Source organism: Bradyrhizobium sp. USDA 4354 (assembly GCF_054060315.1).
Map to the genome: position 1 here is coordinate 1,209,266 of NZ_JBSSDC010000001.1, position 11,992 is coordinate 1,221,257.

At 64.3% G+C, this 11,992-nt stretch carries 11 protein-coding genes and 1 pseudogene; 8 read left to right on the top strand and 4 right to left on the bottom strand.

Going from position 1 to position 11,992, the window contains the following annotated elements:
- Both ACVIIV_RS05780 and ACVIIV_RS05785 read right to left on the bottom strand, forming a co-directional pair.
- Complete coding sequence (locus ACVIIV_RS05780) at positions 1–1,233, bottom strand: MFS transporter (protein ID WP_456743332.1); 1,233 nt, start codon at positions 1,231–1,233, stop codon at positions 1–3.
- 192 nt (positions 1,234–1,425) lie between these two features.
- Positions 1,426–2,673 carry an MFS transporter gene (locus ACVIIV_RS05785; RefSeq protein WP_456743333.1) on the bottom strand — a complete coding sequence of 416 codons (1,248 nt, stop codon included), beginning with the start codon at positions 2,671–2,673 and terminating at the stop codon, positions 1,426–1,428.
- A gap of 208 nt (positions 2,674–2,881) precedes the next feature.
- Here ACVIIV_RS05785 and ACVIIV_RS05790 point away from each other — a divergent pair, with 208 nt between their 5' ends.
- Entirely contained in the window at positions 2,882–4,948 is a 2,067-nt protein-coding gene (locus ACVIIV_RS05790) for a prolyl oligopeptidase family serine peptidase (protein ID WP_456743334.1), read from the top strand.
- Positions 4,949–5,135: 187 nt separating this feature from the next.
- Here the strand turns inward: ACVIIV_RS05790 and ACVIIV_RS05795 are convergent, their stop codons facing one another.
- On the bottom strand, positions 5,136–6,233 hold the full coding sequence (locus ACVIIV_RS05795; RefSeq protein ID WP_456742655.1) for an ISAs1 family transposase: 1,098 nt from the start codon (positions 6,231–6,233) through the stop codon (positions 5,136–5,138).
- A gap of 124 nt (positions 6,234–6,357) precedes the next feature.
- A pseudogene (locus ACVIIV_RS05800) lies at positions 6,358–7,030 on the bottom strand (DUF938 domain-containing protein).
- A 292-nt stretch (positions 7,031–7,322) separates the two neighbouring features.
- Between ACVIIV_RS05800 and soxX the strand changes: the two are divergent.
- From soxX to ACVIIV_RS05835, 7 genes are read left to right on the top strand one after another with little or no spacing between them, the layout of a single operon-like run.
- Positions 7,323–7,616 carry a sulfur oxidation c-type cytochrome SoxX gene (soxX, locus tag ACVIIV_RS05805; protein WP_456748671.1) on the top strand — a complete coding sequence of 98 codons (294 nt, stop codon included), beginning with the start codon at positions 7,323–7,325 and terminating at the stop codon, positions 7,614–7,616.
- Positions 7,617–7,641: 25 nt separating this feature from the next.
- Positions 7,642–8,133, top strand: a complete 492-nt coding sequence (gene soxY / locus ACVIIV_RS05810) for a thiosulfate oxidation carrier protein SoxY (RefSeq protein WP_456743335.1) — start codon at positions 7,642–7,644, stop codon at positions 8,131–8,133.
- Between the two features lie 13 nt (positions 8,134–8,146).
- Positions 8,147–8,458, top strand: a complete 312-nt coding sequence (gene soxZ, locus ACVIIV_RS05815) for a thiosulfate oxidation carrier complex protein SoxZ (protein WP_456743336.1) — start codon at positions 8,147–8,149, stop codon at positions 8,456–8,458.
- A complete protein-coding gene (soxA, locus tag ACVIIV_RS05820; RefSeq protein WP_456743337.1) occupies positions 8,458–9,321 on the top strand; it encodes a sulfur oxidation c-type cytochrome SoxA in 864 nt (287 codons plus the stop codon). The genes soxZ and soxA overlap by 1 nt, the downstream gene beginning before the upstream one ends.
- Positions 9,318–9,623: a hypothetical protein gene (locus ACVIIV_RS05825; RefSeq protein ID WP_456743338.1), complete on the top strand. Its 306-nt coding sequence runs from the start codon at positions 9,318–9,320 to the stop codon at positions 9,621–9,623. The genes soxA and ACVIIV_RS05825 overlap by 4 nt, the downstream gene beginning before the upstream one ends.
- Positions 9,624–9,678: 55 nt before the next feature.
- Positions 9,679–11,430, top strand: a complete 1,752-nt coding sequence (soxB, locus tag ACVIIV_RS05830) for a thiosulfohydrolase SoxB (protein ID WP_456743339.1) — start codon at positions 9,679–9,681, stop codon at positions 11,428–11,430.
- Positions 11,427–11,882 (top strand): DsrE family protein, encoded by a 456-nt coding sequence (locus ACVIIV_RS05835; RefSeq protein ID WP_456743340.1) that lies wholly within the window; start codon positions 11,427–11,429, stop codon positions 11,880–11,882. Before soxB ends, ACVIIV_RS05835 begins: the two co-directional genes overlap by 4 nt.
- Positions 11,883–11,992 lie beyond the last annotated feature (110 nt).

An 11,992-nucleotide genomic window follows, 5' to 3' on the forward strand; every position in this document is an offset into this window, starting at 1 on the left:
TCATCCGCGGGACTGCCGTCCCCGCACCATGATCAGCGCTGCCGCCATCACCTCCAGCGCGATGCAGAGATAGAACGGCAGCGAATAGCCGCCGGACCAATCGCGCAGGGCTCCGACGACGCCGGGGCCGAAGGCGTAGGTCACCTGGTTGATCGCGGTGTTGAGGCTGATCAGCACACCGAACGCGGCGGAGTCGAACTCCTGCTGCACGATCAGCGACGGCAGTGTGATGAGATTGCCGACCGAGAAGCCGAACACCGCGCAGGCCGCGATCAGCACATAGTCGTTGTGCAGGTTAATGACGATGAGAAGCGCCGCCGCCTGGCTGAGGAACGACAGCGCCGACGCCAGGCGCTGGTTGAGGCGGTCGATCACCAGCGAGAACAGCACGCGGCCGACCACGGCCATCGCGGTCAGCACCGCGACGGCGACCGCCGCGCGCTCGCGTCCGATCACGGGATCGAGGAACGAGATCAGGTGCACGATAAAGCCGACCTGGGCGAACAGCACCAGCGCGAAGGCGATGGTCACCGTGAGGAAGCCGACGTCACGCAGCGCCCATGCGCGGATCTGCGTCGAGGATTGCGGTTTTGCCTTCGCGGCCGCGTGCCAGCCGTGGCGATCGGGCGGCCGGCCGACGAGAAGGAGGATCACCGGCAGCAGCAGCACCAGCATGGCAGCGGCGGTGACATACATCGCGCTGGCGAAGCCGACATGGCCGATCAACGCCACCAGCAGTGGCACGCCGACGATGCCGCCGAAGCTCGCACCGTTCAGCGCAAGGCTGATCGCCATGCCGCGCTTGTGGTCGAACCACAGGCTGATCGTGTTGGTAATCATGGCGAGGCTGGTGCCGGCCCAGCCGAAGGCGAGCACGGCATCGGCGAGATAGAGCTGCCAGGGCTCGCGCACCGCGCCGATCGCGACCGCGGCCGCCGCCATCGCCAGCGTGCCGGCGATCAGGCTGAGCCGCGGGCCGTATTTTCGCACGGCTTCGCCGACGAAGACGACCAGCAGCGCGCCGAACAGATAGAAGAACGTGGTCCCTGCGGAGATCAGCGTGGTGGGCCAGCCCCGCGCGCGCTGGAGCTCGGCGACATAGACGCTCTGGCCGTAGAAGCCGAGCCCCCAGCCGAAGGTCGCGAGCAGGAAGCAGACCGCGACGATGCGCCAGCCTTCGTAGCGGAGGGAGGATTCGTCGACGGGAGTTGCGTGGCGGGGATTGTCGAGCATTTGCGCTTGTCCTTCGTTTCCCCCGCGAGCGCCGTGCGTCACGCCCGTCTGTTGATGACGAACATCATGTAACAACCGCACTCCCGAAAATCACTTCGATGGCGATCGAAACATCAACGATGCTGACAGCCTCCTGCCATCTATGCGCATGATCTTGTCGGAAAACCGCTTCGCAGTTTTCCGGATCATGCGTCAAACCGCGTCCGGAAACTCGCCCATGGCCGCATCCAGCCGCGCCTTGCGGCGGCGGGCCCAGGAGACCAGCGAGAGCACGACGAGACCGAGAATCGCCGGTGGGAACACCACCAGGTTCACCGCCGACCAGCCGTAATTGGCGAGCAACTGCCCGGAGGAGAACGAGCCGATCGCCATCATGCCGAACACCAGGAAATCGTTGAAGGCCTGCACCTTGTTGCGCTCCTGCGGCCGGTGCGTCTCCAGCACCAGCGCCGAGGCGCCGATGAAGGAGAAATTCCAACCCACCCCGAGCACGATCAGCGTCGCCCAGAAATGCATCGCAGTGAGGCCGGAGAGGCCGATGGTGGCGGCACCCGCTTCCAGCAGCAATCCGGCGGCGACGATGACAGGGGCGCCGAAGCGCGCGATCAGCGCGCCGGTGAAAAAGCTCGGCCCATACATGGCGACGATGTGCCATTGAATGCCGAAATTGGAATCGGAGACGCTGAGGCCGCACATCTTCATGGCGAGCGGCGCCGAGGTCATCACCAGATTCATCATGGGATAGGAGATCGCGCCGCACAGCGCCGCCGCGATGAAGCGCGGCTGGCTCACGATGGTCAGCAGCGGCCGGCCGCCATGCAGATCGGCCGGCGCAGGCTTGGGCATGTCGACGCCGGCGACAATGCCCATGGCGACCAGCGCCACCGCGGCCTGCACCAGGAAGCTGAAGGCGAACAGATAGGGCTGCCAGACATCCATGGTCCATTGCACGAGCTGCGGACCGAGCACGCCGGCGAACACGCCGCCCGCCATCACCCAGGACACGGCCTTGGGACGGTAGGCCACGCTGGCGCCGTCGGCGGCGGCGAAGCGATAGGATTGCGCCACGGCGCCGTAGAGGCCGCCGAGGAAGGTCGCGACACAGAACAGCGCAAACGAGCCGTGCAGGATCGCGAAGCAGCCGAGCAGGCCGGTAAGCGTGCCAAGGCCGGTGCCGATGACGAAAGCGGCGCGGCGGCCGAAGCGGCGCGAGATCGCGCCGGTCGGCAGCGTGCCGGCAGCAAGCCCCACCACATACATCGAGATCGGCACGGTCGCGAACGACATGTCCGGCGCGAGCGTGGCGCCGACGATCGCGCCGGTGGCGAAGATCACCGCCGAGTTGGCGCCGGTCAGCGCCTGCGCGGCGGCAAGGCGCACTACATTGGCACGCACGCGGGCATCGGCGGCGATCTCATTGACAGCAGTTACGTCCAGCATCGGCACTTCCGCCCCAAGGGGCTTTTTAGGCTTTCAAGGGGCCTTGTTGATTCCCGGCACTATGGAGGGGCGCGGAAGCGCGGACAACCGGCGCAAACGGACGCAGGCCATGCCTCTGACGCAATCGCTGGGATGATAGCGGAACGCCCCCTTGACGGCTTGCGCTCGATCAAATCCTATCCGCCGCCATTTCTTGGGAGTTACGTTCATGTCCGTCGACGACAGGCCCACGCTTCAAGCTCCCGACGACGATCCCTGGCTGTGGCTGGAAGAGATCGAGGGCAGACAGGCGCTCGATTTCGTCGAGCGGCAGAATCAACTGACGCTCGCCGCGTTCGGCGGCAAAGCCTTCGAGCACGATCGCGACATCCTCGCGGCGATCTATGACCGACCGGACAACATTCCCTATGTCAGCCGGCGCGGCGACGACCTGCACAACCTCTGGAAGGATGCCGCCAACCCGCGTGGCCTGTGGCGGCGGACTTCGCTGGCGGAATTTCGCAAAGCCGATCCGGCATGGGAGACCATGCTGGACATCGACCAGCTCGCGAGAAGCGAAGGTGAAGACTGGCTGCTGAGCTCGATCGCCACCATGCCCGGCAGCTCGCGCGCGATTCTGGGCCTCTCGCGCGGCGGCAGCGACGCCGTCACCTTGCGGGAATTCAACCTCGACACCAAGAGCTTCGTTGCGGATGGCTTTACGCTGCCGGAGGCGAAGGGCGGCGTCGACTGGCTCGATGCCGACACGCTGCTGCTATCGAGCGCCTATGGCGAGGGCATGGCGACGAGCTCGGGATATGCGCGGACGGTTCGGCTGTGGCGGCGAGGTCAGCCTGTTGGTCAGGCTGAGGCGATCATCGAGACCGCGGCCGATCACATGGCGATCTCCGGCATGGCCGACGACACCGGACCTGCTCCGCGAGTCTGGATCGTCGATCAGATCGACTTCTTCAACGGCACGATCTGGCTGCGTGACGCGGCCGGTGGCACGACGAAGCTCGACTTGCCGACCGGCGTCTGGATGCAGGCGCATGGCGACTGGTTCGCGATCAAGCTGCGCAAGGACTGGCAGGTCGAAGGCCGAACCTATGCCACCGACACCGTGCTCGGCATCTCGCTCTCGGCCTTCCTTGCCGGCAGCCGCGATTTTGCGATCCTGTTCGAGCCCACACCGCGACGCGCGCTGCAAGGGTTGTTCTGGGCCGCTGGCAAGCTGGTGCTGTCGATCCTCGACGAGCTCAAACCGCATTTCGAGATCTGCACGCCGTCCGCGTCCGGCTGGAAGCGCGAGATGCTTCCAGGCCTGCCGGGAATCGGCGTCGTCGATGTGTGGACGCTCGATCGCCATCCCTCCGAGAGCAATGGCGACCTGCTCGCCAATGTGCAGGATCCGCTCACACCGCCCTCGCTGCTGCTGATCGAGCGTGGTGTCGCAAGTCCGGCCGTGCTGAAGCAGGCGCCGAGGACGTTCACCGCGGACGGGCTCGTGGTGACCCAGCACGAAGCGATCTCGATCGACGGCGAGCGTATTCCCTATGTGCAGACCGGCCCCGCGGCTGAGACCGGCGATGCGCCGGTCTATATGAGCGCCTATGGCGGCTTCGGAGTTTCGGTGAAGCCGTACTACAACGCCTCGCTCGGCAAGCTGTGGCTGGAGCGCGGCGGCACGACCGTGCAGGCGAATTTGCGCGGCGGCGGCGAGTTCGGCACGCGCTGGCACGATGCCGGACGACTTGCCGGCAAGAAGCTCTCACACGACGATTTCGCCGCGGTCGCGGCCGATCTCGTCCGCCGCGGTGTGACGAGTGCGAAGCGCATCGCCGCGCAGGGCGGATCGAACGGCGGCATCCTCATCACCAACATGCTGGTGCGCTATCCCGAGCGTTTCGGCGCGCTGTTCTGCACCATCCCGCTGATCGACATGCGCCGTTACACAAAGCTGCTCGCGGGCGCGAGCTGGATCGCGGAGTATGGCGACCCCGACAAGCCCGACGAATGGGAGTGGCTGAAGACCTACTCGGCCTATCACAACGTCAGGGCCGGCCAGCCCTATCCGCCGATCCTGATCGCCACCACGCGGCGCGATGACCGCGTTCATCCCGGCCATGCCCGCAAGATGGCGGCAAAGCTCCAGGCGATGGGCTTTGAAGCCTGGTTCTACGAGCCGGCCGCCGGCGGTCACGGCTACGGCAAGGACAACAAGGAGCGCGCCGGTTTTGAGGTGCTGGGTTTTCGGTTTCTGAAGGAAAGGATCGGGTGGAGGGATGAGGCGTGACGTCCTCTTGATCTGACCAACGCGAGCCCAGCGGGCGGTGCACCTCTCCCGCTTGCGGGAGAGGTCGGCGTGCCCGGGCGATGCGAAGCATCGTCCCGCGCACGGCGGGTGAGGGTTCTCTCCTCTAGGGGAGTATCCCGTTGCGGAGATACCCTCTCCCCAACCCTCCCCCGCAAGCGGGGTAGGGCTATCGCATGTGGCCAAGAAGCTCGAAGAGAAAGGCATCGTTCCATCCGGCGCGCTTAAGCTTGAGGCGCAAGGAGGTAGTTGTATCGGGATGGGCTCTGGCGACATTGAGGGCAAGACGCCGGAGTACGGCAAGGTTGGCCGGGGCGTTGTCCTTGCGGTTGCGGGCCAGATCCTCGTCGAGGACGACGTCGAGCGGCCAATGCAGGCCGTTTTCGATGGTCCAGTGAGTACGGACGATACGCAGAACATCCTTGGAGCTGTAGGCTTGGCTCATCAGGAAGAAGCGCTCGATGGCCTTGTCTTTGCCGCGCTTGCTGGTGATCCTGGCCACGGCCTTGATCCCGGGAAAGTCGTGCTTTTGCGCCATGTCCTTGACCGGTGCGACAACGGCAGTGCGCCTTTCCTTGCGCCCGTGATCGGCATCGGTGGTGGTGGTCGCTCTGGTTCCCTTGCGCGTTGCGGCACCGATGGCAGCCTTGGCGTCGGCCAACAGCGCCGGCTGGTTCTCCTTCACCGCCAGCACGTAATCGCCGCGCCGTGCCACAATCGCTTTGGCCATGCCGCGATGGCAATGCAGCGCATCGGTCGTCACCACGCAGCCTTTGAGCTGCAGAAGTTCGATCAACTGCAACGCGCCGGCAGCTTCGTTGTTGTTCGGCGCCTGCACGTTGGCCAGCGCCATGCGGGTCTGCGCCGCCCAAGCGGTCACCATGACGGGCGGCATATGGCTCTTGCCGCGCTCGTAGCCGCGCCGCAGCGCTTTGCCGTCGAGCGCGATCACTCCCCTCGGTTGTTTGATCTTCGCGCCTTCCGCAAAGGCCTTCATGAAGCGCTGGAAGGCTTTCTCGAACGCTGCCGGATCGAGCATGCGGAACACGCGGCTGAACGTGTCGTGGCTCGGCAGACCATGCTCGAGCACCAGCACACCCTCCCAAAGATAGGCCTTCATCCGCGCAAACAGCGCCATGTCGGTGCAACTCGTTGCCCCACACAGCGTCGCCATCAACGCAATGAACAAAATCTCCGTCAGATCGTGCAGCGCATTGTCCGCGCGCGGGTCCGGCAATTCCTCGAAGCACTCCGCAAATCGGTTCATCGGCCGCTCCATCCGAATCAGGAGCTACCTTCAGAATCAATTTCTCGCCGCTTCGCAATGACTTACAGAATCCCACATGCGATTCCCCTGGCAAGCGGGGGAGGGAGCGCACCGCCTTCCTGGCTTAGCGCGCGAACACCAGCGTCAGATTGTTCGCGGGCATCTCGATCGTATCGACGAGGCCGAGGCCTACCGCCTTCGCCAGCTTCTCGACATCAACGACGTCGCGCACGCCCCATTCGGGATTGCCCTCGCGCAAGGAGGTGTCGAACACCGCATTGCTGAGCGCAGTGTGCTTGCCGTCGCGCTTGAAGGGACCGTAGAGGAACAGCTTGCCGTCGGCGCGCAGATAGCGGCCGGCGCCGGCAAACAGGCCTTCGGCCACGGCCCAGGGCGCGATGTGAATGACATTGGCGCAGAACACGGCCGCAAGACTCGTCGGCCCCTGCCCGCTTTTCATCTCCGGGCACCAGTCGGGATCGGTGAGGTCGATCCGCAGGGGTGAGCGGATGTTCGGCAGCCCCGCATGCACGCGCCAGGCGTTCGATGCTCTTGAGGTGGCGCTGGTTGAGGTCGCTCGGCCACCAGATCAGGTCGGGTGTGTGGCGGGCGAAATGAACCACATGCTGGCCGGTTCCACTGCCGAGCTCCACCACGTTGCCGGTAGCACCGGCCAGATGCTTTTCCAGCGCCGCCCAAATCGGTTCGTGATTGCGGTGGAAGGCCGGCGCGTCGAGCCGGCCATCCGGCTCGACCCGTCCGCCGTCCCTGCCAAATTCGACGACATATTCAGCCAAGTGACGTCCCCAAAAATGTGAAACAGAAAACACGGCCACAAGGGCCAAACGCCTGAGAATAGTTTGCTAGTTACAGACGATCCAATGAACGAACTATCTCTTCGGTTGCAATGCGGAGGATATTAACTCCATTTTGCCGCGTGCATAGTCTTGATTGTCAGGCGATGCCCTTTGTGCTTTTGAACAATTCCGCAAATGAGATCATCGACATAACGCTCGGGACGATGCCTTGACCGCCTTTCCTTGCAAGCCCGCCCTGCTTGTTGCGCTGGCCCTCCTCGCCGGCGCGGCCATGGCCCCGGCGGGGGCGCAGTCCACCGTGGCCGAGGGCCAGAAACTCGCCTTCGACCGCGGCAAGGGCAATTGCCTGACCTGCCACGTCATCAAGGGTGGCGACCTGCCCGGAACGATCGGGCCGGAGCTGAAGGACCTCAAGGCCAAATATCCCGATCGCGACGAGCTGGTCGCTATCATCTTCGACGAGACCAAGCGCAATCCGCAGACCATGATGCCGCCGTTCGGCCGGAACCGGATTTTGACCGAACAGGAGATCAACGCCATCGTTGATTTCCTGCAGACCCTGTAACGGCCGGCGGCCCAGGAGATTTGAGATGACCACGACCACCGGCCCTCATCCGACGCGGCGCCTGATCCTTCAGGGTGCAGCCTCCGTCGCGCTGCTCGGCCTCGGCAATCTGCCGTTCGCGGCCGCGCCCGTGCGCGCGGCGGCGAACGACAAATATCCGGAAGAAGCCTTCAAGCAGAAGGGCGAGGCGGACGCGATCAAGGCGCTCTACGGCAAGACCGCCGAACCGTCGGACAAGGTCAAGCTGGATGCGCCCGAGATCGCCGAGAATGGTGGCGTCGTGCCGATCTCGGTGACGACGACGCTGGACAAGGTGACCTCGATCTCGTTCTTCGTGGCCGAGAACCCGTTCGCGCTCGCGGCAAGCTACAAGATCCCCGACGGCACCATTCCGAGCGTCGCCAACCGCCTCAAGATGGCCAAGACCACCAAATTGGTGGCGATCGTGGAAGCCGACGGCAAGCTCTACAGCGCGACCAAGGAAGTGAAGGTCACCGTCGGCGGCTGCGGCGGGTAGAAGGATCGATCCGATGGCATCAAGCATTCGCGTACGCGCTACATCCAACGGCGACATCACCGAGGTACAGGCGCTGATCCAGCATCCCATGGACACCGGCCTGGTCAAGGATTCCAAGGGCGAGCTGATTCCGGCGCATTTCATCCAGGAGCTGAAGTTCGAATGTAACGGCAAGGACGTCTTCGTCGCCGATTGGGGCACTGCGGTCTCCAAGGATCCCTACGTCAAGTTCAGCTTCAAGGGTGCCAAGAAGGGCGACGAGCTCAAGATCTCCTGGACCGACAACAAGGGTGGCTCGGACACGACCACCGCGAAGATCGCGTGATGAAACAGCGCGCTACGATTCTGCTCGGCTCAACGTTCGTCGCACTCGCGGCGCTTGCTGTCGCCGCAACGCGCGTCGTCGCGGCCGACAAGGTCGATCCCGTCGCCGATGCCAAGGCGTTCCAGACCTTCTTCTTCCAGAAGTTTCCGAACGTGAAGCACGAGGATTTCGTCAATGGTCCTTATTCCATGAACGAGGACATGAAGCGGCAGTGGCAGGAGAAGGAGGAATTCCCGCCTTACGAGTTCGCGCTCGACGCCGGCAAGGAGATGTTCTCGACCCCGTTCAAGAACGGCAAGACCTACGCCGACTGCTTCCCGAACGGCGGCATCGGCATCCGCCAGAATTATCCGTACTTCGACACCAAGGAAGGCAAGGTCGTCACGCTGGAGCTCGCGCTCAACCGCTGCCGCGAGGCCAATGGCGAGGCGCCCTATTCCTACGTCAAGGACGAGATGGCCTCGCTGACTGCCTACATGGCCTACACCTCGCGCGGCAAGCTGATGGACATCAAGATCCCCGATGACCCCCGCGCGCTCGCGGCGTACGAGAACGGCAAGCGCTATTTTTACACGCGGCGCGGCCAGATGAACTTCTCCTGCGCGAGCTGCCATGTGCAGAGCCCGGGCGAGCGCATCCGCGCCGAGACCCTGGCGCCGGCGCTCGGCATCGTCAACGCCATGCCGATCTACCGGTCCGAATGGAGCGGCATGGGCACCACCAGCCGCCGCTTCGTCACCTGCAACAGCCAGACCCGCGCGGTTCCGCTGGAGCCGCAATCAGATGAATATCGCGACGTTGAATATTTCCTGTCCTACGTCGCCAACGGACTGCCGATCTCGGGCCCGGGAGCACGGCCATGAAGCGGTCACTTGCTCTCGCCATGCTGCTCGCGTTGAGCCTTGCGCCATCCGCGCGCGCGGCAAATGAGGCGGATTACAAGACGGCCTATGCCGCCGCGGAAGGCGCCTCCAAGGAGGCGGCAGGCATGCGCAATCAGTGGACCGTGACCGTGTCGGCACTGGCGGCCGCCAAGAGGGCCGCAGATGGCGGCGATTTCGACCGCGCAACGGCTGCTGCGAAAGAGGCCGAAGCACTGGCGAGGGCGTCGATCTTCCAGGCGACGTCCGAAAAAGAAGCCTGGAAGGCGATGGAAATCCGCTAGACTGGAGCTTACTGGAACTGTCGGACCGTCGTTGAAGGGGCGCGGAGAATTCGAGATGGGCATCCGCCGCCGCGATTTCCTGAAAGGTGCAGGCCTTGCCGCCGCAACGCTCGGCCTGCCGCGGCTGGCCCGCGGCACTGACACCGCTGGCATCTACGACCTCGAACGGTTCGGCAATGCGCGGATCCTGCACATCACCGACACGCATGCGCAGCTCAATCCGGTGTATTTCCGCGAGCCCAGCGTCAATATCGGCATCGGCGAGATGGCGGGACGGCCGCCGCATCTGGTCGGCCGCGCCTTCCTGGAGCGGTTCGGCATCCGGCCCGACAGCGCGGATGCCTATGCCTTTACCTGCTTCGAGTTCGAAAAGTCCGCAGGTCGCTTCGGCAAGCTCGGCGGCTTCGCCCATCTGAAGACGCTGGTCGATCGCTTACGCGCCGATGTCGGCGAGAGGCGTTCGCTGATCATCGACGGCGGCGATCTCTGGCAGGGCACGGGACTCGCCAACTTGACGCAGGGCCGCGATATGGTCGAGGTCGCCAATCTGCTCGGCATCGAGGCGATGACAGGGCATTGGGAATTCACCTATGGCGAGCAGGCGCTGCGCGACAATCTCGAGCGCTTCAAGGGCGAGTTCCTGGCGCAGAACGTGTTCCTGACCGAGGAAGCCGCGTTCAACGACGCCCCCGCCTTCGACAAGGCGACGGGACGCGTGTTCAAGCCTTCGACGATCAAGGAGCTCGGCGGGCATCGCGTCGCAATCGTCGGCCAAGCCTTCCCTTACGTTCCGATCGCGCATCCCAAAAGATTCACACCGGACTGGAGCTTCGGCATCCGCGAGGAGGAGTTGCAGAAGCACGTCGATGGCTTGCGCGGCACCGACAAGGTCGATGCCGTCATCCTGCTGTCGCACAACGGTATGGATGTCGACCTCAAGCTCGCAAGCCGGGTTACCGGCATCGACGTCATCCTCGGCGGCCACACCCATGATGCCGTGCCGCAGCCGATTGCCGTGAAGAATGCGGCTGGCACCACGCTTGTCACCAATGCCGGCTCCAACGGGAAATTCCTGGCCGTGCTCGATCTTGCGCTCGACAAGGGCAAGGTCAGCGACATCCACTATCATCTGCTGCCGGTTTATTCCGAGCTGCTGAAGCCCGATCCTGGAATGGCCGAGCTGATCGGCCGGCTGCGCGCGCCGCATGTGAGCGACTGGTCGGAGAAGATCGCAACGCCCGATCGCCTGCTCTACCGCCGCGGCAATTTCTCCGGACCTGTCGACGAGCTGATCTGCACTGCGCTGCGCACCGAGCTTGATGCCGAGATCGCACTGTCGCCGGGCTTCCGCTGGGGCGTCACCGCGCTGTCCGGCCAGGCGTTGACCATGGAGGATGTGCTGGCGGAGACCGCGATCAGCTATCCCGAGACCTATGTGCAGGACATGACGGGAGCCCAGATCAAGGACGTGCTGGAAGACGTCTGCGATAATCTCTTCAACGCCGATCCATATTACCAACAGGGCGGCGACATGGTGCGCGCCGGCGGGCTCAGCTACACCTGCACACCGGACGCTGCGATCGGCGGCCGCATTTCCGAGCTGAGGCTCAGCAACGGCAAGGCGCTCAGCGCCAGCCACCGCTACAAGGTTGCGGGCTGGGCCTCGGTCAACGGCCAACAGGGTGCACCGGTGTGGGACATCGTCGGCAAATATCTGCGCTCGGGCCGGATGTTACAGGAGCGACTCGGCTCCGGCGTGACGCTGAAAGGCGTCGAGGGCAATCCAGGCATTGCAGGACAGGGATGATGCGGCTGCCGATCTTGTCCGCGATGATGCTGGCACTGCTCGTCTGGGCGGCCCCGCCCGCTCTTGCGCAACAGGTGCCGCTCCAGGACAAGCCGTTCGCCGAGCACAAGGTCGTGCTGCAACTCTCCGACGGCGATGCGAAGAAGCAGGCGCTGGTGCTGAGCGTCGCCAACAATTTGTTGAAGGCCTACGACCCCGACAAGATCGCGATCGAGGTGGTGGTGTTCGGCCCCGGCATCGACCTGCTTCTTGCCGGCAGCGAGCGGCGCAAGCAGGTCGAGAGCCTGATCGCGCAAGGCGTGCGCTTCGACATCTGCCTCAATACGGTCGATACGATCGAGCGCGAGACGGGCAAGCGGCCGGAGTACATCGCGGGCGCGACGCCGGTGCAGGTCGGGGTTGGGCAGATCCTGTTCCTGGCGGAGAACGGGTACACATTGGTGCGGCCCTGAGCTTTTGGGACCCAGCGTGCCACACACCCGGTGTCATTCCCCGCCACCGGGTCTCGCCTTCGGCGAGCCCGATGACAGGCTCCAGCGGGGAATCCAGTACGCCGCGGCTT

Coding starts and splice junctions, on each gene's coding strand:
- ACVIIV_RS05780 (WP_456743332.1), bottom strand. CDS start 1,233: ATGCTCGACAATCCCCGCCACGCAACTCCCGTCGACGAATCCTCCCTC.
- ACVIIV_RS05785 (WP_456743333.1), bottom strand. CDS start 2,673: ATGCTGGACGTAACTGCTGTCAATGAGATCGCCGCCGATGCCCGCGTG.
- ACVIIV_RS05790 (WP_456743334.1), top strand. CDS start 2,882: ATGTCCGTCGACGACAGGCCCACGCTTCAAGCTCCCGACGACGATCCC.
- ACVIIV_RS05795 (WP_456742655.1), bottom strand. CDS start 6,233: ATGAACCGATTTGCGGAGTGCTTCGAGGAATTGCCGGACCCGCGCGCG.
- soxX (WP_456748671.1), top strand. CDS start 7,323: ATGGCCCCGGCGGGGGCGCAGTCCACCGTGGCCGAGGGCCAGAAACTC.
- soxY (WP_456743335.1), top strand. CDS start 7,642: ATGACCACGACCACCGGCCCTCATCCGACGCGGCGCCTGATCCTTCAG.
- soxZ (WP_456743336.1), top strand. CDS start 8,147: ATGGCATCAAGCATTCGCGTACGCGCTACATCCAACGGCGACATCACC.
- soxA (WP_456743337.1), top strand. CDS start 8,458: ATGAAACAGCGCGCTACGATTCTGCTCGGCTCAACGTTCGTCGCACTC.
- ACVIIV_RS05825 (WP_456743338.1), top strand. CDS start 9,318: ATGAAGCGGTCACTTGCTCTCGCCATGCTGCTCGCGTTGAGCCTTGCG.
- soxB (WP_456743339.1), top strand. CDS start 9,679: ATGGGCATCCGCCGCCGCGATTTCCTGAAAGGTGCAGGCCTTGCCGCC.
- ACVIIV_RS05835 (WP_456743340.1), top strand. CDS start 11,427: ATGATGCGGCTGCCGATCTTGTCCGCGATGATGCTGGCACTGCTCGTC.